Annotated in this window: 17 protein-coding genes; 3 read left to right on the top strand and 14 right to left on the bottom strand. The window is 70.2% G+C overall.

What is annotated here, in order from left to right:
• Window positions 1-402: 402 nt before the first annotated feature.
• From ASF75_RS10175 to otsA, 13 genes are all read right to left on the bottom strand, one after another.
• A complete protein-coding gene (locus tag ASF75_RS10175; RefSeq protein ID WP_017888851.1) occupies window positions 403-1,173 on the bottom strand; it encodes a fumarylacetoacetate hydrolase family protein in 771 nt (256 codons plus the stop codon).
• 30 nt (window positions 1,174-1,203) lie between these two features.
• Entirely contained in the window at window positions 1,204-2,313 is a 1,110-nt protein-coding gene (locus ASF75_RS10170) for a branched-chain amino acid aminotransferase (RefSeq protein WP_056070976.1), read from the bottom strand.
• 15 nt (window positions 2,314-2,328) lie between these two features.
• The gene (locus ASF75_RS10165; RefSeq protein ID WP_031260625.1) at window positions 2,329-3,402 is read right to left on the bottom strand and encodes a 3-isopropylmalate dehydrogenase; all 1,074 of its coding nucleotides are present in this window, start codon (window positions 3,400-3,402) and stop codon (window positions 2,329-2,331) included.
• 13 nt (window positions 3,403-3,415) lie between these two features.
• The gene (gene serA, locus ASF75_RS10160) at window positions 3,416-5,005 is read right to left on the bottom strand and encodes a phosphoglycerate dehydrogenase (protein WP_056070972.1); all 1,590 of its coding nucleotides are present in this window, start codon (window positions 5,003-5,005) and stop codon (window positions 3,416-3,418) included.
• A 217-nt stretch (window positions 5,006-5,222) separates the two neighbouring features.
• Window positions 5,223-5,606, bottom strand: a complete 384-nt coding sequence (locus tag ASF75_RS10155) for a hypothetical protein (protein ID WP_156463842.1) — start codon at window positions 5,604-5,606, stop codon at window positions 5,223-5,225.
• Window positions 5,603-6,067 carry a hypothetical protein gene (locus ASF75_RS10150; RefSeq protein WP_042538764.1) on the bottom strand — a complete coding sequence of 155 codons (465 nt, stop codon included), beginning with the start codon at window positions 6,065-6,067 and terminating at the stop codon, window positions 5,603-5,605. Before ASF75_RS10150 ends, ASF75_RS10155 begins: the two co-directional genes overlap by 4 nt.
• 73 nt (window positions 6,068-6,140) lie before the next feature.
• Entirely contained in the window at window positions 6,141-7,331 is a 1,191-nt protein-coding gene (locus tag ASF75_RS10145; RefSeq protein ID WP_056070967.1) for a mannitol-1-phosphate 5-dehydrogenase, read from the bottom strand.
• A 209-nt stretch (window positions 7,332-7,540) separates the two neighbouring features.
• Complete coding sequence (gene ilvC, locus ASF75_RS10140; protein WP_017888843.1) at window positions 7,541-8,566, bottom strand: ketol-acid reductoisomerase; 1,026 nt, start codon at window positions 8,564-8,566, stop codon at window positions 7,541-7,543.
• A 70-nt stretch (window positions 8,567-8,636) separates the two neighbouring features.
• Window positions 8,637-9,137, bottom strand: coding sequence for an acetolactate synthase small subunit (ilvN, locus tag ASF75_RS10135; protein WP_017888842.1), 501 nt, complete (start codon window positions 9,135-9,137; stop codon window positions 8,637-8,639).
• Window positions 9,134-10,957, bottom strand: a complete 1,824-nt coding sequence (locus ASF75_RS10130) for an acetolactate synthase large subunit (protein WP_031260624.1) — start codon at window positions 10,955-10,957, stop codon at window positions 9,134-9,136. Before ASF75_RS10130 ends, ilvN begins: the two co-directional genes overlap by 4 nt.
• 45 nt (window positions 10,958-11,002) lie before the next feature.
• The gene (ilvD, locus tag ASF75_RS10125; protein WP_017888840.1) at window positions 11,003-12,697 is read right to left on the bottom strand and encodes a dihydroxy-acid dehydratase; all 1,695 of its coding nucleotides are present in this window, start codon (window positions 12,695-12,697) and stop codon (window positions 11,003-11,005) included.
• Between the two features lie 70 nt (window positions 12,698-12,767).
• Window positions 12,768-13,550, bottom strand: coding sequence for a trehalose-phosphatase (gene otsB / locus ASF75_RS10120; RefSeq protein WP_056070964.1), 783 nt, complete (start codon window positions 13,548-13,550; stop codon window positions 12,768-12,770).
• Window positions 13,543-15,135 carry an alpha,alpha-trehalose-phosphate synthase (UDP-forming) gene (gene otsA / locus ASF75_RS10115; RefSeq protein ID WP_017888838.1) on the bottom strand — a complete coding sequence of 531 codons (1,593 nt, stop codon included), beginning with the start codon at window positions 15,133-15,135 and terminating at the stop codon, window positions 13,543-13,545. Before otsA ends, otsB begins: the two co-directional genes overlap by 8 nt.
• A 238-nt stretch (window positions 15,136-15,373) precedes the next feature.
• Between otsA and ASF75_RS10110 the strand changes: the two genes are divergently transcribed.
• Window positions 15,374-18,148, top strand: coding sequence for a hypothetical protein (locus ASF75_RS10110; RefSeq protein ID WP_156463841.1), 2,775 nt, complete (start codon window positions 15,374-15,376; stop codon window positions 18,146-18,148).
• A gap of 114 nt (window positions 18,149-18,262) precedes the next feature.
• Window positions 18,263-19,234: a magnesium transporter CorA family protein gene (locus ASF75_RS10105; RefSeq protein ID WP_017888836.1), complete on the top strand. Its 972-nt coding sequence runs from the start codon at window positions 18,263-18,265 to the stop codon at window positions 19,232-19,234.
• An 18-nt stretch (window positions 19,235-19,252) separates the two neighbouring features.
• Here the strand turns inward: ASF75_RS10105 and ASF75_RS10100 are convergent, their stop codons facing one another.
• Window positions 19,253-20,404, bottom strand: coding sequence for an SLC13 family permease (locus ASF75_RS10100; RefSeq protein WP_056070958.1), 1,152 nt, complete (start codon window positions 20,402-20,404; stop codon window positions 19,253-19,255).
• 93 nt (window positions 20,405-20,497) lie between these two features.
• Between ASF75_RS10100 and ASF75_RS10095 the strand changes: the two genes are divergently transcribed.
• The gene (locus ASF75_RS10095; RefSeq protein WP_042538771.1) at window positions 20,498-20,686 is read left to right on the top strand and encodes a hypothetical protein; all 189 of its coding nucleotides are present in this window, start codon (window positions 20,498-20,500) and stop codon (window positions 20,684-20,686) included.
• Window positions 20,687-20,786: the final 100 nt, after the last annotated feature.

Below are 20,786 nucleotides of genomic sequence, written 5' to 3'. Positions count from 1 at the left end.
GGCACGAGGTCAATCAATAAATTGGCATTGACAATGTGCACGCTGTTGAGTTCTCAAGGACCAGACGCACTCCCCGCTCGACCCACAAAAGGATTCCGCCAGAGAGGCATTCGTCTTGTACAACACCCGGGCTCACGACCAGAAGGTCATGGATCCGAGGGCTGGTTGCCTGAGCGGGACCCCGTCCGGACTGCATCTCCAGGTGTTCAACCCGGTGATCGTCTCGGCCGTTCCGTTCTCCGCCTCAGCGGCAACGAGTGATTACTTTACGCAGAGGTGAACGGCAGCGCCAAGCCGGGCCACATCCCGGGCGTGTCGGTCATCCCGCCCGGGACGACGGCTCCCCCGACAACGACGGACGGCCCGCTCCCCACCTGGGGAACGGGCCGTCCGAGAGCGTTGTCAGTGCCGAGCGATGACCGGGTTCTTGAGCGTGCCGATGCCGGAGATGGTGACCTCGACGATCTCACCGTCGCGGATCTGGCCGACGCCGGCCGGGGTGCCGGTCAGGATCACGTCGCCGGGCAGGAGGGTCCAGATCGAGGACACGAACTCGACGAGCGAGGGGATGTCGTGCACCATCTCGTTCGTCGACGCCGCCTGTCGCAGGTCACCGTCGACGCGGGTCTCGAGGCGGATGTCCGACGGGTCGATCTCGGTCTCGATCACCGGGCCGAGCGGGCAGAACGTGTCGAAGCCCTTCGATCGGGTCCACTGCCCGTCCCGCGCCTGCAGGTCACGGGCCGTCACGTCGTTGGCGATCGTGTAGCCGAGGATGACGCTCGCGAAGTCCTCGCGCCGGACGTTCTTGGCGAGCGACCCGATCACGATCGCGAGCTCGCCCTCGTGGTCGACGCGGCCGATGTCCGCCGGCAGTCGGATGGGTTCGTCCGGACCGATCACCGAGGTGTTCGGCTTGAGGAACACCACCGGGTCGTCACCGGCTCGTTCGTCCATCTCGGAGGCGTGCTCCGAGTAGTTGAGCCCGACGCCGATCACCTTCGACCGCGGGATGACGGGGGCGAGGAGCTTGGCGTCGGCGAGTGCGACGCGCTCCCCCGTGGTCTCGAACCCCTGGTACATCGGGTCCCCGGCGAGCACCACCAGGTGCCGCTCGTCGAGGATTCCGTACCGGGGGTCTTCACCCTTGCTGCTGAACCGTGCGATCTTCACCGTTCGACCCTACCCACGCCTGCCGGTCGATCAGGACGCGTCGGTCAGCTTGGTCATCCACCCGTGCGGGTCGGGACGACGGCCGTACTGGATGTCGGTGAGCTCGTCGCGCAGCGACATCGTGAGTTCCCCGGCCCCCACGGTCGGCGAACCGATCGCCAAGCCCTCGCCCCGAAGTTCGGCGATCGGGGTCACCACGGCGGCGGTACCGCACGCGAAGGCCTCGGTGATGGAGCCGTCGGCGACGCCGTCACGCCACTCGTCGAGCGTCACCCGGCGCTTCTCGACCGTCAGGCCGCGGTCCTCGGCCAGCTGCAGGATCGAGTCACGCGTGATCCCCTCGAGGATGGACTCGGAGTCGGGCGTCACGAGGGTGCCGTCGGAATTGACCAGGACGACGTTCATGCCGCCGAGTTCTTCGAGGTACTTGCCCTCCACCGAGTCGAGGAACATGACCTGCTGGCAGCCGTGCTCGTAGGCCTCTTGCTGGGGCAGCAGCGACGAAGCGTAGTTGCCGCCGGTCTTCGCGGCGCCGGTCCCGCCCTTGCCGGCTCGGGCGTACTGCGTCGACAGCCAGATCGACACCGGCTTCGGGCCCGAGGTGAAGTACGCCCCGGCCGGGCTCGCGATGCAGTGGTACGCCACGGCCTGGGCGGCGCGGACCCCGAGGAACGACTCCGTCGCGATCATGAACGGCCGCAGGTACAGGCTCGTCTCAGGCGCCGAGGGTACCCAGTCGACGTCGGTCTGCACGAGCTGCCGGATCGACTCGACGAACGCCTCGACCGGGAGCTCCGGGAGCGCCAGGCGTCGGGCGGACCGCTGGAAGCGCTTCGCGTTGGCGTCCGGCCGGAACGACCAGACCGAGCCGTCTGCGTGCCGGTAGGCCTTGAGCCCCTCGAAGATCTCCTGGGCGTAGTGCAGGACACTCGCGCTCGGGTCGAGGGACAGCGGGCCGTACGGGTGGATCGACGCGCTGTGCCAGCCGTCGTCCAGCGTCCACTCGACCGTGGCCATGTGGTCGGTGAAGTGCTTGCCGAAGCCCGGGTCGGCGAGGATCTGCTCCCGCTCCGCGGCTGCGCGGCGGACGGCGGACGGGGTGCTGGCGAACTCGAGTCCGAAGGCGGTGTCGGTGCTCATGGGGAGGACTCCTTCTCAGGCGGTGGTGGTGCGTGCCGTGACCGCGGCGGCGATCGCGTCGCCGATCTCGGCCGTGCGACGCGGCGTGGTGCCCCGGTCTGCGAGGTCGGACTCCACCGCAGCCGTCACCGCCGCCGCCAGGTCACCGCGACCGAGGTGGTCGAGCAACAGGGCGACGGAGCGGATCGCGGCAGTGGGGTCGGCCTGCTGCTGGCCTGCGATGTCCGGTGCGGAACCGTGGACCGGCTCGAACATGCTGGGGAAGGTGCCGTCCGGGTTGATGTTGCCCGAGGCCGCCAGACCGATGCCGCCGCTGATCGCGCCGGCCAGGTCGGTGATGATGTCGCCGAACAGGTTGTCGGTGACGATGACGTCGAACCGTGCGGGGTCACGGACCATGTGGATGGTGACCGCGTCCACGTGCTGGTAGTCGACGGTGACGTCCGGGTACTCGGCGCCGACAGCCGCGACGGTGCGCTGCCAGAGGGCTCCGGCGTGCACCAGGACGTTGCTCTTGTGCACGAGGGTCAGGTGCCGACGCGGGCGTCGGTCCGCCAACGCGAAGGCGTACCGCACGACCCGCTCGACACCGAAGGCGGTGTTCAACGAGACCTCGGTCGCGATCTCGTGCGGGGTACCGGTCCGGATCGCACCGCCGTTGCCGACGTACGGCCCTTCGGTGCCTTCGCGCACGACCACGAAGTCGACCTCGCCGGGGTCGGCGAGCGGCGTCGGGACGGCCGGGTGCACCGTCGTCGGGCGCAGGTTCACGTAGTGGTCGAACGCGAAGCGGAGCTTGAGGAGGAGCCCCCGCTCGATGATGCCGCCGGCGAGCCGCGGGTCACGCGGGTCGCCGCCGACCGCACCGAGCAGGATCGCGTCGTGCTGCGCGATGGCCGCCATGTCGTCGTCGGTCAGGATGTCCCCGGTCTCCAGGTACCGTGCGGCACCGAGGGAGAACGGGGTCTCCTGCACCACGAGGTCGTCCGGCAGGACCGCGTGCAGGACCTTCAGCGCCTCGGCGACGACCTCGGGGCCGATGCCGTCGCCACGGATGACCGCGAGTCGGATCGTCTGCGCAGTGCTCATGTCCGCCACTCCCCTAGAGCGTGATGTCGATCTCGCGGAGCGAGGAGGCGTCGATCGCCGAGCGGACGTGCTCGAGGATCTCGGCAGGGACGGGTGAGTCGACCGTCAGCACGCTCAGCGCCTGGCCGCCCGCGGCTTCGCGCGAGATCTGCATCGCGGCGATGTTGATGCCGGCCTGGCCGAACTCCTTGCCGTAGACCGCGACGATGCCCGGTCGGTCGGTGTACTCCATCACGACGTGGTGCCGGTCGAGCGGCACCTCGACGTCGTGCCCGTTGATCTCGACGAGCTTCTCGACCTGCTTCGGGCCGGTGAGCGTGCCGGACACGCTGATCGCCGGGCCGTCCGACTGCGCGCCGCGGATGGTTAGCACGTTGCGGTACTCGGGGCTGTCGGTCTCGGTGATCAGGCGGACGGTGACCCCGCGCTGCTCCGCGATGAGCGGGGCGTTGACGTAGGAGACCTGGTCGCTCACGACGTCGGTGAAGACACCCTTGAGTGCCGCGAGCTTCAGCACGCTGACGTCGTACTCGGCCAGCTCGCCGTGCACCTCGACGTCGATGCTGGTGACCGGCGAGGTCGCGAGCGCGGTGAAGACCTGGCCGAGCTTCTCGACGAGCGGGATGCCGGGGCGCACGTACGGGTCGATGACCCCGCCGGCGACGTTCACGGCGTCGGGGACGAGCTCGCCGCCGAGGGCGAGACGGACCGACTTGGCGACCGAGACGCCCGCCTTCTCCTGCGCTTCGTCGGTGGAGGCGCCGAGGTGCGGCGTCACGACGACGTTCGGCAGCGCCAGGAGCGGCGAGTCCTTCGGGGGCTCAGCGACGAAGACGTCGAGACCGGCACCGGCGATGGTGTTCGACGTGAGGGCCCGGTGCAGGGCGTCCTCGTCGATCAGGCCGCCGCGGGCAACGTTCACGACGAACGCGGTCGGCTTCATGAGCGCGAACTGGGCGTCCGAGATCATGCCCAGCGTCTCCGGCGTCCGCGGCATGTGGATCGTGGTGAAGTCCGCCCGACGCAGCAGGTCGTCGAGGGAGACAAGCTCGACCCCGAGCTGCTGCGCACGTGCCGTGGTGACGTAGGGGTCGTACGCGATGACCGTCACGCCGAAGGCCTGCAGCCGCTGGGTGATGAGCGCGCCGATGCGGCCGAGGCCGATGATGCCGACGGTCTTCTCGTAGAGCTCGACACCGGTGTACGACGAGCGCTTCCACGCACCGGCGGCCAGCGAGGCGTGAGCGGCCGGGATGTGCCGCGCGAGCGACAGGATGTGTCCGACCGTGAGCTCCGCCGCCGAGATGATGTTCGAGGTCGGTGCGTTCACGACCATCACGCCGGCGGTCGTCGCCGCCTTGATGTCGACGTTGTCGAGGCCGACGCCGGCACGGGCGACGACCTTGAGGACCGGTGCCGCGGCGATCGCCTCGGCGTCGATCTTGGTGGCGGACCGCACGAGGACGGCGTGCGCGTCGGACAGCGCCGCCAGGAGCGCCGGACGGTCGGTGCCGTCCACGTTCCGGATCTCGAAGTCGGGCCCGAGGGCGTCGACCGTTGCGGGCGAGAGTTCTTCGGCGATCAGGACGACCGGCTTCGACACAGCAGCTGTTTCCTCACTCGAGACGGTTGGTATCCCACCATGCTATCGACGCGGGCCGGTGGTGACGACCGCGGGAGCGGTCCTGTGGAGAACCACACGACGGCCAGGGCCCACGCCGCCGGTTCCGGAGCGCCGCGCCAGCGGCGGTCCGGCCGTGCCGGTGGGGAGAGGCGCGGGGCGGTGCCGCACCGCGCCTCCTGGCCGTCGGCGGGTCGCGTCAGAAGTCCAGCAGCGTCGGGACGAACAGCTGGAGGTCGAGCCAGAGGGCGCCGGCGCCCGCGAAGGCGACCACGAACACCGCGATCGTGACGGGCAGGCTGGCGCGCCGGGTGATGAGGATCGCCGCGACGAAGGCGACCGGCGCGATGAGGATGTCGAGCACGAGCCACAGCCACGGGGTGCTGGTCTGCAGCGAGTCGCCGCCCGAGGTCGTCTGGAGGAACGCGTTGAAGGCGTCCACCCGCTGGTTGATCTGCGTGAGGTTGCCGACGGCCTGCACCGTCATGTACGCGAACAGCGCCGCGAACACGACCCAGACCACGAGCTTCGCGACCACGGGGGCGCTGCTCCGGCGGGTCGTCGCCGGCACTGCCCCGGTCACCCGAAGCTCCGCGTCAGGAGGAACGGCCAGGGGAAGAGCACGACGGCACCGAGGAGCATCCAGAGCAGGCGGGTCCGCGTGCGGCTGCTGCGCGCCGCCCAGAGCACCACCGTGAACCAGAGTGCCGGCGCGAGGATCGCGAGGAAGCGGAGCACCTCGACGAAGAGCGTCAGGACCGTGTCGACGCCGGAGACGTACGCGGTCGACGCGGTGAGGAGCCAGGCCACCGTGTAGAGCAGGTAGAGGCCACCGAAGATGCCGAACCCGACGAGTGCACCGGAGGTCTCGGGGGCCTCGGGGTCGCGCGCTCCGCGGTCGCGGACCGCCACCGGGTTGTGCGCCGCGTCGACGTGCGTGGCGTCGTCGGCGTCACCCCAGCTGAGGGCGGCGTCGTCGGTGTCGACGGCGTTCGGCACGTCCGGGTCGATCGACCCGTCTGGTGGGGATGCTGCCGTGGTCATGCCCCGATTCTACGAGGGACGCGACGTCGGGCGGACCAGCGGGTGTCGGCGAGTGGCGCGGCGGCGGCGTCGGTCAGACGTCGGCAGGCTGCGTCGCGAGCACCTCGGCGACCACGTCACGGACTGCCGGGAAGAGCGGGTGGCTCTCCATCAGGCCCGTGAGGATCTCGGTCAGCGCGTGCGCGGTCGCCCCGGAACGCAGGAGCGCGTGCAGCTCGATCGACTCCGGGTCGTTCTCGTCGTCGAAGGCGAGTGCCGCACGGACGGCCCCGAGCAGGTGCTCGACGGGCAGGCCGCGCTCGGCGAGCTGCGATGCCGGGCCGACGAAGCGTTCACGACGGCCGAGCTTGCGGAGCGGATTGCGTCCGACTCGCGCCGTGGAGTCCGGCAGGTGCGGGTTCGCGATGCGGGACAGGTTCGCGGCGACGTAGCGCGCGTGGTCCTCGGGGTCGAAGCCGTGCTTCGCGATGAGCAGCGCGGTGGTCTCGGCGAGCACGCCGTCGACCTCGGCGCGGACGGCGTCGTCCTCCAGGGCTTCACGGATGAGCCGGATGCCCCGCACGTACCCGTGGTAGGCGGCCGTGGCGTGGGCGGTGTTCACCGTGTAGAGCTTGCGCTCGACGAACGGCTGCAGGTCGTCGACCCAGGTGACGCCCTCGATCGTCGGCGGTTCGGCGTCGGAACCCAGGAACGGGGTGCGCTCGATGACCCACTCGTAGAACGGTTCGAGCACGACGTCGAGGCCACCCGACTGGCCGAGGACGCCGGACTGGTCGGGCACGATGCGGTCGATGGCGCAGTTCGCGAAGACGGCGGCGATGTCGCGGTCTTCGAGGATCGGAGCGCGGCGGATGCTGGCGTGCAGGGAGTCGGTCGCGTTGAACGCGTTCTCGCACGCGACGATCGTGACGTCGCCGTGCTCGAGCGGTCGTGCCGCGAGCCCTTCGGCGATGAGCGGCGCGACGAGCGGGAGCGTGCGGGCCCCCACGGCGGTGGTCACGACGTCGGCCTCGGCGATGGCCCGGACCACGCGCTCGCGGTCGGTCTTGCTGTTCAGGGCACGGAACCCGTAGACGAGGTGCTCGACCGGCATCTCGCCGACCTCGTGCACCACGAAGCGTCCGGCTTCGTTGAGGGCCGAGACCACGCGTTCGTCGACGTCGACGAAGGTGAGCTCGTAGCCGCTCGCCACGAGGAACTGGCCCACGAACCCGCGCCCGATCTTGCCGGCGCCGATGTGGACCGCTCGCTTCGTCACCGCCATCCGACGATCATCCCATGCTGGTCGGGGCGGTCCTGACCGCCGGAGCGCAGCACGGCCGACGAGTGTCGGGAATCGGCCGCGGGGAGCGCGGAGGCATGCCGGTCCGCGGCGTGGGGGCTGGAGAAGAGCTGATGCATAACGTTCGGGTCACATCGCGAGGCGGCGGTGCAGGGTGCACCGCCGCCTCGTCGTCGAGTGTTCTCGGAAGACTACCGCGCGGCCGAGCCGTCGACGTAGTCACCGTCGTTCTGCTTCCACGCGAAGAGCGCGCGGAGCTCACGGCCGGTGGCCTCGATGGGGTGCCCCTCGCCCTTGGCGCGGAGTGCCTTGAACTCGGGGGCGCCGGCGTCCTGATCGTCGATGAAGCGCTTCGCGAAGGCCCCGTTCTGGATGTCCGCGAGCACCGCCTTCATGTTCTCCTTGACGTCCGGCGAGATCACGCGGGGGCCGGAGACGTAGTCACCGAACTCGGCGGTGTCGGAGATCGACCAGCGCTGCTTGGTGAGGCCGCCCTCCCAGATGAGGTCGACGATGAGCTTGAGCTCGTGCAGGACCTCGAAGTAGGCGATCTGCGGCTGGTAGCCCGCCTCGACCAGGGTCTCGAAGCCGTACTGGATGAGCTGCGAGGTACCACCGCAGAGGACGGCCTGCTCACCGAACAGGTCGGTCTCGGTCTCCTCGGTGAAGGTCGTCTTGATGCCGCCGGAGCGGAGCCCGCCGATGGCCTTGGAGTACGACCACGCGAGGTCCCAGGCGGAACCGGACGCGTCGACCTCGACGGCGACGATGACGGGGACGCCACGGCCGGCCTCGTACTCGCGGCGGACGGTGTGACCGGGACCCTTCGGCGCGACGAGCGACACGTCGACGCCCTCGGGGGCCTCGATGTAGCCGAAGCGGATGTTGAAGCCGTGGCCGAAGACGAGCGTCGCGCCCGGCTTGAGGTTCGGGCGGATGTCCTCGGCGTAGACGATGCGCTGGACCTGGTCCGGCGCGAGGATGACGACGACGTCGGCCCAGGCCGTGGCGTCGGCCGGCGTGTGGACCTCGAAGCCCGCCTCTTCGGCCTTCTGCCGGCTCTTCGAGCCCTCCTTGAGGCCGATCTTCACCTCGACGCCCGAGTCACGGAGGTTGAGTGCGTGGGCGTGGCCCTGCGAGCCGTAGCCGATGACCGCGACCTTCTTGCCCTGGATGAGCGTCAGGTCGGCGTCAGCGTCGTACACGATGTCAGTCACGAGGGTGTGTCTCCTTGGTTCTGTGGGAGTGCCGGGCACCGTCGGCGCCCGGGAAGGGTGTGACGGGCGCTCAGCGCACCCGATCGGTGATGCTCTTCGGTCCGCGGCCCATGCCGAGGAGACCCGCACGGGCGAGCTCCTTGACGCCGTAGGGCTCGAGCACGCGGAGGATCGCCTGGATCTTGCCGGGGTCGCCGGTCACCTCGACGATCAGGGAGTCGGTCGCCACGTCGACGACCTGGGCACGGAACAGGTTCACTGCTTCGAGCACCGCCGAACGCGTCTGGTTGTCGACGCGCACCTTCACGAGCATGTGCTCGCGCTGGACCGACTGCGAGAAGTCCAGTTCGACGATCTTGATGACGTTCACCAGCTTGTTGAGCTGCTTCGTCACCTGTTCCAGCGGCAGGTCCTCGACGTCGACGACGACCGTGATCCGGCTGAGGCCGTCCACCTCGGTGTTGCCGACGGCGAGCGACTCGATGTTGAACCCGCGTCGGGCGAACAGTCCCGCGACACGGGTCAGCAGACCGGGCTTGTCCTCGACGAGGAGGGAGAGGACGTGGCTCATGCGGTTTCTCCCGTCATGTCGGCGTCTTCGTCGTCCCAGGTGGGCGCGAGTGCCTGGGCGTACTCGATGGACGAGTTGCTGACGCCCTGCGGGACCATCGGCCAGACCATGGAGTCACGGCTCACGACGAAGTCGATGACCACCGGACGGTCGTTGGTGGCGAGGGCGAGCTCGATCGCGGCGTCGACCTCGTCGGCCTTCTCGACGCGGATGCCGAGGGCACCGTACGCGTCGGCCAGCTTCACGAAGTCCGGCACACGGCGCGAGGCGTGCCCCGTCTCGAGGTCGGTGAACGAGTGCCGGCCGTCGTAGAACAGCGTCTGCCACTGCCGGACCATGCCGAGCGACGAGTTGTTGATGATCGCGACCTTGATCGGGATGTCGTTGATGACGCAGGTCGCGAGTTCCTGGTTCGTCATCTGGAAGCAGCCGTCGCCGTCGATCGCCCAGACCACGCGGTCGGGCTGGGCGACCTTCGCCCCCATCGCCGCGGGGACCGAGTAGCCCATGGTGCCGGCACCGCCGGAGTTGAGCCAGGCGTTGGGCCGCTCGTACTTGATGAACTGCGCGGACCACATCTGGTGCTGCCCGACACCGGAGGCGTACACGGCCTCGGGGCCGGAGAGCTCCCCGATGCGCTTGATGATGCCCTGCGGGGCGAGCAGCCCGTCGGTCGGCTCGGCGTACCCGAGCGGGAAGTCGGTCTTGAGCTGGTGGAGCTTCGCCCACCACTCCTCCGTCGAGGCGCGGTCCTCGACCGCGATGCCACCCCAGGCGTCGAGCAGGTCGACCAGGACCTCGCGGGCATCGCCGACGATCGGGACGTCGGCGAAGCGGATCTTCGAGATCTCGGCGGGGTCGATGTCGACGTGCACGACCTTGGCGTCCGGCGCGAACTCGTCGGCCTTGCCGGTGACACGGTCGTCGAAGCGGGCACCGAGGGCGACGATCAGGTCGCTGTCCTGCAGGCCGAGCACCGCCGGCACCGTGCCGTGCATGCCGGGCATGCCGAGGTGCTGCGGGTGCGAGTCCGGGAACGCGCCGCGCGCCATCAGCGTCGTGACGACCGGCGCACCGGTCGCCTCGGCGAAGCGGAGGAGTTCGGCGGTCGCACCGGAGCGGATGACGCCGCCGCCGACGTAGAGCACCGGACGCTGCGCCTCGGACAGCAGCTGGGCGGCCGCGGTGATCTGCTTGCCGTGCGCCTTGGTGACCGGGCGGTAGCCGGGCAGGTCGAGCTTGGGCGGCCACACGTAGGGCGCGGACTTCTGCTGCGCGTCCTTGGTGATGTCCACCAGCACCGGGCCGGGGCGACCGGTCGTCGCGATGAGGTGCGCCGCGGCGAGGGTCGCCGGCACGTCGGCCGGGTCGGTCACCAGGAACGAGTGCTTCGTGATCGGCATCGTGATGCCGACGATGTCCGCTTCCTGGAAGGCGTCGGTGCCCATCAGCGTCGAGAACACCTGGCCGGTGATCGCGATGAACGGCACCGAGTCCATGTAGGCGTCGGCGATGGCGGTGACGAGGTTCGTCGCGCCGGGACCCGACGTGGCGATGGCGACGCCGACCTTGCCGGACGACGAGGCGTAGCCCTCGGCGGCGTGGCCGGCGCCCTGCTCGTGACGGACGAGGATGTGCCGGATCGTGGTGGACGCCATCAGCTCGTCGTAGAACGGGATGATGGCTCCGCCGGGCAGGCCGAAGACGTCGGTGATCCCGAGGTGCTCGAGCGTCCGGAGGACGGCTCCCGAGCCGGTCAGGATCTCCGGCGACCGGCGTGCACCGGCGGCCGCGGACAACGGAGTTGCTTCCGTGGGCATGAGTGGTCCTTGCCTGAGTGGTGGCGGTGGTGCGGGTGTCGGACGCTAGCCCGTGACCGCGCCCTGGGCAGCGGACTTGACGAGCTTGGCGTACTTCGCGAGGACTCCGCGGGTGTAGCGCGGGGGCAGCGGGGCCCAGCCGTCACGGCGGGCCTCCAGCTCGGCCGGGTCGACCAGTAGGTCGAGCGAACGAGCCGCGATGTCGACACGGATGCGGTCGCCATCACGAACGAAAGCGACTGGACCTGCGTCCACTGCTTCCGGTGCGATGTGGCCGATGCAGAGGCCGGTTGTGCCGCCTGAGAATCGACCGTCGGTCAAGAGTAGTACATCCTTGCCGAGGCCGGCGCCCTTGATGGCCGCCGTGATGGCGAGCATCTCGCGCATGCCTGGGCCGCCCTTGGGGCCCTCGTAGCGGATGACGACGACGTCGCCCTTCTGGATGCCTCCCTCGGTCAGGGCGTCCATCGCCGCGCGCTCACGGTCGAACACACGAGCCGGGCCCTCGAAGACCGAGGCGTCGAAGCCCGCGGTCTTCACCACGGCGCCCTCGGGTGCGAACGAACCCTGCAGGACGGTCAGGCCACCGGTTTCGTGGATCGGGTTGTCGAGGGTGCGGAAGACCTCGCCGTCGAGTGCCGGCGGGTCGATCTCGGCGAGGTTCTCGGCGACGGTCTTGCCCGTCACGGTCATGCAGTCGCCGTGCAGCAGGCCCGCGTCGAGCAGCGCCTTCATGATCACGGGGATGCCGCCGTTGCGGTCGACGTCGACCATGACGTACTTGCCGAAGGGCTTCATGTCGGCCAGGTGCGGGACCTTCGAGCCGATGCGGTTGAAGTCGTCCAGCGACAGCTCGACCTCGGCCTCGTAGGCGATCGCGAGCAGGTGCAGGATGACGTTGGTGGAACCGCCGAGGGCCATCGCGACGGCGATCGCGTTCTCGAAGGCTTCCTTCGTGAGGATCTGGCGTGCGGTGATGCCGTGCTCGAGCATGTTCACCACGGCCTCGCCGGAGCGGTGCGCGTAGTAGTCACGGCGACGGTCCGCGCTCGGCGGAGCAGCCGAACCCGGCAGCGACATGCCGAGGGCCTCGGCGACCGAGGCCATCGTGTTCGCGGTGTACATGCCACCGCAGGCGCCCTCGCCGGGGACGATGGCGCACTCGATCTTCTTGAGCTCTTCCTCGCTCATGGTGCCGGCCTTGCACGCGCCGACGCCCTCGAAGGAGTCGATGATCGTGACTTCCTTCATCGTGCCGTCGGCCTGCTTCACGTAGCCCGGCATGACCGAACCCGCGTACAGGAAGACGCTCGCCAGGTCGAGGCGTGCGGCGGCCATCAGCATGCCGGGCAGCGACTTGTCGCAGCCCGCGAGCAGGACCGTGCCGTCGAGGCGCTCGGCGTTGACGACGGTCTCGACACTGTCCGCGATGACCTCACGCGAGACGAGGGAGAAGTGCATGCCCTCGTGGCCCATCGAGATGCCGTCGGAGACGGAGATGGTGCCGAACTGCAGCGGGTATCCGCCACCGGAGTGCACGCCCTCCTTCGCACCCTGTGCGAGACGGTCGAGCGACAGGTTGCAGGGCGTGATCTCGTTCCACGAGGACGCGATGCCGATCTGCGGCTTGCTCCAGTCCTCGTCTCCCATACCGACGGCCCGCAGCATGCCACGCGAGGTGGTTGCTTCGATCCCGTCGGTGACGACCCGGCTGCGCGGCTTGACGTCGATATCAGGCATGGGATGAGTCTAGGACGGTTTGGGATACCAGCCGTCCACCCCCGTGCTTTCTCATGCTCGGGGGCCGTTATCAGCGGGTGGCGCGCAGCCTCGCCAGCTGCTTCAGGACCCCGGTCAGTGCCGCCGGGTCGGCGATGCGGTACCCGGCCCGGGTCTCGCCCGGTCCGACCTTCACCCCGACGTCGCCGTCGCCGAGCACGCGGAAGGCGTCCTCGTCGGTGACGTCGTCGCCGGCGAAGAACACCGCGTCGGCGCCGTGCAGGTCGCGGAGCCGGGCGATGGCGTCACCCTTCGTGACGTGCCGCACCGCGAACTCGACGATGTCCTTGCCACCGCGCTCGAGCACCTCGGGGTCGGCCTCGTGCGCAGCACGGCTCSCCGCCGCGTCTGCCTCGGCCGCGACCTCGGCGGAGACACGTCGGGTGTGCACCCCGTGCCCGGCGGGCTTGTGCTCGATGACGACGCCCGGGAACCGTGCCCCGACCTCGTCGAGCGCCGCACCGATCCGTGCGACACGATCGACCTCGTCGTCCGTCAGCGCGGCCTCGTCGTGGCCGTCCACGCGCCACTCGACACCGTGCGAGCCGACGAGCGCCATGTCCTCGGGCGCGTGGGTCACCTCGGCGAGGCTGCCGAGGGGACGCCCGGACACGAGCACCACCTCGGTGTCCTTCGCGCGGTGCAGGGTCAGCACCGCCGCCCACGAGCCGGGCAGCGCCCCGACCTGCGACGGGTCGTCGGCGAAGGGGGCCAGTGTGCCGTCGAAGTCGAGGGCGACGATGAGTCGCGGCGCAGCCGCGAGCGTCTCGAGGGCCGCGTCGATGGCGGACTGGTCGGTGGTGGTCTCAGTCATCACGTGCCTCCCGGGTGTCCTCGGCAGCCCTGGCGGACTGGGCGTCCTGGTCGAAGATCGACATGTTGTCGGTCTGCGCCTCACGGTGCTGCTCGCGCGGGTCGGCGGCGGACGGGTCGATCTGGGCGTTCCGCGGCGCGTGGCGGTCGAGCGCCTCGAGGAACGAGCGCGACCAGCGCGCAACGTCGTTGTCGCGGACCCGCTTGCGGAGCGCACGCATGCGCGTCGACCGCTCGCGACGCGGCATCTGGATCGCACGTTCGATCGAGTCCTTGAGCGCACCGATGTCGTGCGGGTTGACGATCACGGCCTGCTTGAGTTCGTCGGCTGCCCCGGCGAACTCGGACAGGATCAGCACGCCGTCGTTGTCGAACCGGGCGGCGACGTACTCCTTCGCGACGAGGTTCATGCCGTCCCGCAGGGCCGTGACGAGCATGATGTCGGCGGCCAGGTACAGCGCCACCATCTCCTCGCGCGGGTAGCCGTGGTGCAGGTACGAGATCGGCTGGTGGCCGATGACACCGAGGTCGCCGTTGATGCGGCCGACGCTCAGCTCGATCTCGTCGCGGAGCGCCGCGTACGAGTCGACACGCTCGCGGCTCGGGCTCGCGACCTGGATGAGGGTGGCGTCCTCGACCGCGATGCGGCCGTCCTCCACCAGCTCACCGAAGGCCTTGATGCGGTGCCGGATGCCCTTGGTGTAGTCGAGCCGGTCGACGCCGAGCAGCACCGTCTTGGGGTTGCCGAGGCTCGCGCGGATCTCCCGCGCACGCTCCTGCACCTCGGGCTTGCGGGCGATCGCCTCGAAGCTCTCGGCGTCGATCGAGATCGGGAAGTGCCGTGCCTCGACGTGACGGACCGTGATGCCCTTGCGGCTGCGCGGGGCGGCCGGGTCGTCGACGGGGACGTCGATCGTGGTGCCCTTGGTCGTGTAGCCCTTGATGTGCCGCACCGCGCGCAGGAAGTCGCTGGCGTCGTCGTGACGCTGGAAGCCGATGACGTCGGCGCCGAGCAGCCCGTCGAGGATCTGCGCACGCCACGGCAGCTGTGCGTAGATGCCGACCGGCGGGAACGGGATGTGGTTGAAGAAGCCGATCGTCAGGTCGGGACGCTTCGCCCGGAGCAGGGCCGGCACGAGCTGCAGCTGGTAGTCCTGCACCCAGACGATGCCGTCCTGCTCGACGATCTCGGCGATCTGCTCGGCGAAGCGCTCGTTGACCCGCTTGTACGCGTTCCACCAGTCGCGGTGGTAGCTCGGGTGCTCGATGACGTCGTGGTACAGCGGCCAGAGCGTGTCGTTGCTGAAGCCCTCGTAGTACTCCTCGACGTCATCGTCGGAGAGCGGCACGGGCACGATGTGGATGCCCTCGTTGTCGAACGGTGCCACCTCGACCTCGGCCTGCCCCACCCAGCCGACCCAGGCTCCGTCGTTCGCGCGCATGACGGGTTCGAGGGCGGTGACGAGGCCACCGGGCGAGTGCCGCCAGCCCTCGTTGCCGTCCTGGTCGACGACGCGGTCCACCGGGAGACGGTTGGAGGCGACGACGAACGAGTAGCGGGTCTGTTCGGTGCGGTCTGCAGGCATGGGGTGGTGTGATCTCCGTTCCGCCCGGCCGGAGCCGGGTGCGTCGGGTGCGTCGGTGCGTCGGCCGGCGTGGTGTGCCGGGTCCGGCGTGCTGCGCCGGGTGCGCTGCCGAAGTTACCAGCGTGGGGACAGCACATTCACGGGCGATCGGCGGTTCCGCTACGCTGCAGGCACGTGTCGGGGGGACACGGGTGCTGGAGTGCGGCGCCGGCCTCCCGGTCGGAGAGGACCCCCAGCCGTGAGCGAGAACCCGCCCAACCAGCCCGTCCCGCCGTCGCAGCCCGGCGGCCAGCCCGGCCCCGGCCAGCCGGCTTGGAATGGCCAGCCCGGCCCCGGCCAGCCAGCTTGGAACGGCCAGCCCGCCTGGCAGCAGCAACAGCAGCCTGGAGGCCCGCAGCAGTGGCCGGGTCAGCCCGCCCCCGCCGCGCAGCCGTCCGATGCGTTCGGTCGCTTCCTGCGGTCCGTGTCCGGTCGCGACTGGCTGGCGGCCGTCCTCGCCGCCGTCGGCGGCTGGGTCGCAGCCTACGTCGTCGCGGGGCTCTCCCTGCTCATCACCGTCGGGCTGCTCGCGTCCGGCGGCAGCGGTTCGGCCGCTCCGTCCACCGGGTCCGGCACCGACCTCGGCGCGGGTCAGGCCCCCGACGTGGAGTCCCTGCTCTCCGGCGTGAGCGTCCTGCTCGGTGCGCCGGCGCAGCTCGTCGCCCTCGCCGACCTCGGCCGGCTGCACCTGTCCGGGTCGATCGGGTTCCTCGGTTCCGGATCGGGCTCGCTCGCCGTGGTGCCGGCGCTGGTGCTCGCCGCGCAGGTCGTGCTGGCCGTCGTGCTCACCCGGCGGATCCGCAGCCGTGCACTCGGTCGCTCCCAGGTGCTCGTCACCGCGGTGGTCTCCGGTCTGGTGACCACGGTGCTCACGAACGTCGCGGCCGCACTGTTCGCGATCCGGTTCCCGTCGGTGTCCGGTGCGGTCATCGAGCCGGTGCACGCCGTCGGTGTCGGCAGCATCCTCGGGGCGTTCGTCATCGGTGCCCTGGCGGCGCTCCTCGCTCGGCCCTCCGTGCTCGCCGGTCGCAGCGTCTTCGCCGTCCGTCTGCTCGGCACGCTCCGCGTCGCCGCGTCGCAGCTGACGGTCCTCGTCGTGCTGGTCGCCGTCGTCGTCATCGTCGTCGCGCTCATCGCCCAGCCCTCCTACGGCTCCGCGCTGCCGCTGTTGCTCGGCAACGTCGCGATCGGGCTCACGGCGCTCGGGTTCTTCGGTGGTGTGGGCACGTCCGGCTTCGGGTCCGCCAGCGACAGCGCCTCGGTGTTCGGCGGAGCGGGTGGCTGGACCTGGCTCGTCGTGCTGTTCGTCGTCGTCACCTCGATCATGGCCGGGCTCGCACTCGCCGTCCGCCGCAACGACCGGATGCGCTCGACACTGGACTGGGTCGTCACGCCGCTCGTGTGGTTCGCACTCGGCCTGCTGTTCTTCGTCCTCGGCACCGGGGTCGTCTCGTACCAGGTGAGCAGCACGAGTTCGGTGGACGGGTCCGGGTCGATCGGCATCGCGCCCTGGACGCCGATCGTCTTCGCCATGTGGGGTGGCGCGATCGAGGTCGTCGCCCGGTACCTGGCTCCGGTGCTCCTGCCCCGTCTCGGCGGTGCCGTGGTGCTCCGCACGTCGCGTGTGGTCGGGGCGGACCCCCGCCCCGTGGTGCCGCAGGCGTTCCCGGCCGCAGCCCCCGCCGACACGGGCATGCCCGCTGCCCCGGCGGCTCCCGCCGACCAGACCGTTCCCGGTGCGCCTGCCGCGCCCGGTGTGCCGGATGCTCCCGGTGCATCGGGTGCTCCGGCGGCTGCCGGCGATCCGGCTGCCGCCGCGTGGACCACTCCCCCGGCCGCCGACCAGCAGGCGCCGTACCCGCCGTCCGGGTCCGCCCCGCAGTCCGCGTACGGGTCGCAGCCGCCCTACGGCGCGGGCAACCTGCCGCCCTACGGGGCGCAGCCGGCGTCCGGTGGTCAGCCGGCGTACGGGTCGCAGCCGTTCATCGGCGGCGGCGCCCCGGCCCCCGCCCCGATGTCCCCGCGGGCCAAGAAGATCCTGGTCCGTTCGCTCATCGCCGGCGGTGCCGTGATCGTGGTCGTCGTCGCGGGTGCGGTCACGACGAGCGTCCTCCGCGCCAACGTGTGGGGCCCGGCCCCGACGGTGAAGTCGTACGTGCAGGCCATCGCCAGCGGTGACGCCGACACCGCCGCCGACCTGAGCGACGTGCCGGACGACGCCGCGATGCTCGACACGAAGGTGCTGCGGAGCGCGAAGGACCGTCCGTCCGACATCCACGTCGGGCGGGTCGCCCAGACCGGGGACTCGGCGATCGCCACCCTGAGCTACACGCAGGACGGCAAGAACCGCTCCGGTCAGGTGACGTTGCGCCGGACCGGCACCTCGTTCCTGGTGAAGGACGAGTGGCGTGTCACGCAGCCGCTCGCCCAGCAGGTGACCCTGACGGCGTCCGAAGTGCTCGAGGGTGCACCGGTGACCGTCGGCGGCAAGGAGATCGGGAAGATCAGCGACGGCAAGTTCACGTCCCTCGCCTACCCCGGCAGCTACGAGGTCTCGGTCGGCGGGTCGAAGTACTTCACCGGCGGCACCGAGAAGGTGAGCGTCGGGGCGGTCTCGTCCGGCTACGTCGACTTCGCGCCGAAGGCCACCAAGGCCCTCGAGCAGGACGCCGAGCAGTACGTGTCCGACCTGATCGACGACTGCGCCGAGAAGACCGAGCTCCGCGCCCTGAGCGGCTGCCCCTGGTACGGACCGTACGACGCCGACGGCGGCGTGCGGTACGACGTCACGTCGATGCCCGAGCTGGAGGTCGAGGCATCACGCTCCGGCACCGTGATGGTGACGAGCACGAAGGACGGGAGCGTCTCGTACGACTACAAGTCCTACCTCGGTGACAAGAAGCGCGGCGAGGACTCGTTCAGCGTGAGCGAGTACCTGAAGGTCGAGGACGGCAAGCTCGTCTCCGCGTACTGAGCAGGAGCCGACTGATCGGCGCAGGCTGAACGGGAGTCGCTGCACCGACTCCCCGGCACCACGACGGCCGACCCGCGATCCTCGCGGGTCGGCCGTCTCAGTAGGCTGACGGACATGGTCAGGACACGGGCGTGGTGCAAGGGCGACACGGTCGAGCGGGACTTCCCCGTCGACCGGATCTCCGACCTCGTCGCCGACCCGGACACCTTCGTGTGGATCGACCACACCGACCCGACGTCGGCCGACCTCGAGCAGATCGAGGAAGAACTCGGGATCCACGCCCTCGCCGTCGAGGACGCCGTCGAGCACGGCCAACGCCCGAAACTCGACCGGTACCGGGACAGCCTGTTCCTGGTCGTCTACGACGTGGGCGGCACGGACGACGCCGGTGACCTGATCACGCACGAGGTCAAGGCGTTCGTGACGGAACGCGCCCTCGTCACGATCCACGGGTCCGACGTCGACACCGCCCGGATGGAACACCGTCTGAGCGCGAACGCCGACATGGCCGGACACGGGGTGCCGTGGCTGGTGTGGGCGCTGCTGGACGCCGTCGTCGACCGGGCCACCGACACCGTCGAGGACCTGGAGCGGCAGATCGACGCGCTCGAGGACGACCTGTTCGAGCCGGGCGATCCCCGTGAGCAGCAGGTCCAGCGACGGTCGTTCCGGCTCCGCAAGACCCTCGGGGTGCTCCGGCGGCTGGTCGTGCCGACGCGGGACAGCGTCGCGTCGTTGCTGCACGGCGACGCGGAGACGATCTCGAACGGCATCCGGCCCTACTTCCGCGACGTCGAGGACCACCTCGTCTCGATCGCCGACTCGGTCGAACAGCTCCGCGACGCCGTGTCGAGCGTGCTGGAGACGACCCTGAACCTGGCATCGAACCGGCAGAACACCGTGATGAAGAAGGTCACGAGCTGGGCGGCGATCATCGCGATCCCGACCGGGGTGACGAGCTTCTTCGGGCAGAACGTCGCGTTCCCGGGCGAGGGCGCCTGGAGCGGACTCTGGGCGTCGCTCGCGATCATCACCGCGTCGTCGCTCGTGCTCTACCGCGTCTTCAAGACCCGCGACTGGCTCTGAGCGACGGCCCCGCCCGCGTCAGAGGGCGAGCGCCAGGACCCCGGCGACGACGGTGAGCGGCGCCACGATGCACCCGAGCGCCATGTACCGGCCCCACGACAGGTGCACACCCTCGGCCGACAGCCGTGCGTGCCACAGCAGCGTCGCGAGCGAGGCCCACGGCGTGATGAGGCAACCGGCGTTCACACCGATCAGCAGTGCCGCGTACCGCAGGGCCTCGTGCCCGGCAGCTGGTTCGAGCACCAGGTACGCCGGCAGGTTGTCGATGCCGTTGGCCGCCACCGCGCCGGCACCACCGAGCAGCAGCAGCGGCCCCGTTCCGGTTCCACCCTGCAGCGCGTGCACGATCGGGTCGGTGATGCCGGTCGTGTGCAGCGCCTCGACCACCACGAAGAGCCCGGCGGCGAACACCAGGGTGGACCACGGCACGCGGGACACCCGGAGCTCGGACGGCGACCGGAACGCCGCGACCACGACGAGCACCACGGCGGCCAGGACCGCGGCGATCCACACGGTCACCCCGGCGGTCAGGGCGACGACGAGCGCGACGAGCACGGCGGAGGCAGCCCAGAAGGACACCGGGTCGCTCGGCTTGCGGACGGACACCGGTGTGTAGCGGCCGAAGAGCTTGCCCCGGAACACCACCAGCAGGACGACGCACGGCACGACCACACCGGCGACCGCGGGCCAGGCCATCAGCCCGGCGAACGCCAGCGGGCCGTCGAGCCCCATCCGGTCGACGGCGAGCAGGTTGGTCAGGTTGGACACCGGCAGCAGCAGCGACGCGGTGTTCGCGAGCCAGACGGTGGTCAGCGCGAACGGCATCGGGGGCAGACCCACGCGCCGTGCGAGCGAGATCACGATGGGGGTGAGGAGCACCGCGGTGGTGTCGATCGACAGGAAGACGGTGCAGAGGACGGCGAGCACGACGACCGCGCCCCAGAGGCCGATGGTGCGCCCGCCACCGACCCGGGCGGCGACGTCGGCGAGGCGGTCGAAGACCCCGGCGTCCGCAGCGAGCTCGGCGACGATCGTCAGCCCGAGCACGAACCCGAGGACCGGCAGGACCCGGTCGGCGAGCACGGCGAGGTCGTCGAGGGGCAGCAACCCGAACACGACGCAGACCGCGCCGACCACGAGCAGGGCCGCTCCGATGACCGCTTGACGCACGAACGCTCCTTCACCCGGTGCCGCGGCCGGGTGACCGGCGGCGCTCCAATGTACGGGCCGGTAGCGTTGTCAGCACGACGACAGGAGGCCTCTGTGCGCAAGTTCATGTTCAACGGTGCGGTGTGGAGTTCGCTCATCAGCGGCTACAGCGTGCTGCAGACCACCCGACAAGGACCGCGTGACTGGCGGCTCGCGCTGACCTGGGTCGCGTGGATCGCCACCACCATCGTGGCCATCGGCACGGTCGTCGAGGACGACCGCGCCGTCAAGGCGCGCCAGTAGGTCGGAAGGCCGAAGGGGCCGCGGTCGCGACCCGCTGACGGACGGACGGGCGCGCCCCGCTCAGCGGCGACGCGAAGCGTTGCGCGGGGCGCGCCGACCG

Source organism: Curtobacterium sp. Leaf154 (assembly GCF_001424595.1).
In the GTDB taxonomy this organism is placed as follows: Bacteria; Actinomycetota; Actinomycetes; order Actinomycetales; family Microbacteriaceae; genus Curtobacterium; species Curtobacterium poinsettiae.
The sequence above is the reverse complement of the archived record's forward strand: the minus strand, read 5'-3'. Positions and strand labels throughout refer to the sequence as shown.

Bases quoted from the DNA above. Each gene is read 5' to 3' on its own strand.
- ASF75_RS10170 (WP_056070976.1), bottom strand. From the start codon at position 2,313: ATGAGCACCGACACCGCCTTCGGACTCGAGTTCGCCAGCACCCCGTCC.
- ASF75_RS10165 (WP_031260625.1), bottom strand. From the start codon at position 3,402: ATGAGCACTGCGCAGACGATCCGACTCGCGGTCATCCGTGGCGACGGC.
- ASF75_RS10150 (WP_042538764.1), bottom strand. From the start codon at position 6,067: ATGACCACGGCAGCATCCCCACCAGACGGGTCGATCGACCCGGACGTG.
- ASF75_RS10145 (WP_056070967.1), bottom strand. From the start codon at position 7,331: ATGGCGGTGACGAAGCGAGCGGTCCACATCGGCGCCGGCAAGATCGGG.
- ilvN (WP_017888842.1), bottom strand. From the start codon at position 9,137: ATGAGCCACGTCCTCTCCCTCCTCGTCGAGGACAAGCCCGGTCTGCTG.
- ASF75_RS10130 (WP_031260624.1), bottom strand. From the start codon at position 10,957: ATGCCCACGGAAGCAACTCCGTTGTCCGCGGCCGCCGGTGCACGCCGG.
- ilvD (WP_017888840.1), bottom strand. From the start codon at position 12,697: ATGCCTGATATCGACGTCAAGCCGCGCAGCCGGGTCGTCACCGACGGG.
- otsA (WP_017888838.1), bottom strand. From the start codon at position 15,135: ATGCCTGCAGACCGCACCGAACAGACCCGCTACTCGTTCGTCGTCGCC.
- ASF75_RS10105 (WP_017888836.1), top strand. From the start codon at position 18,263: ATGGTCAGGACACGGGCGTGGTGCAAGGGCGACACGGTCGAGCGGGAC.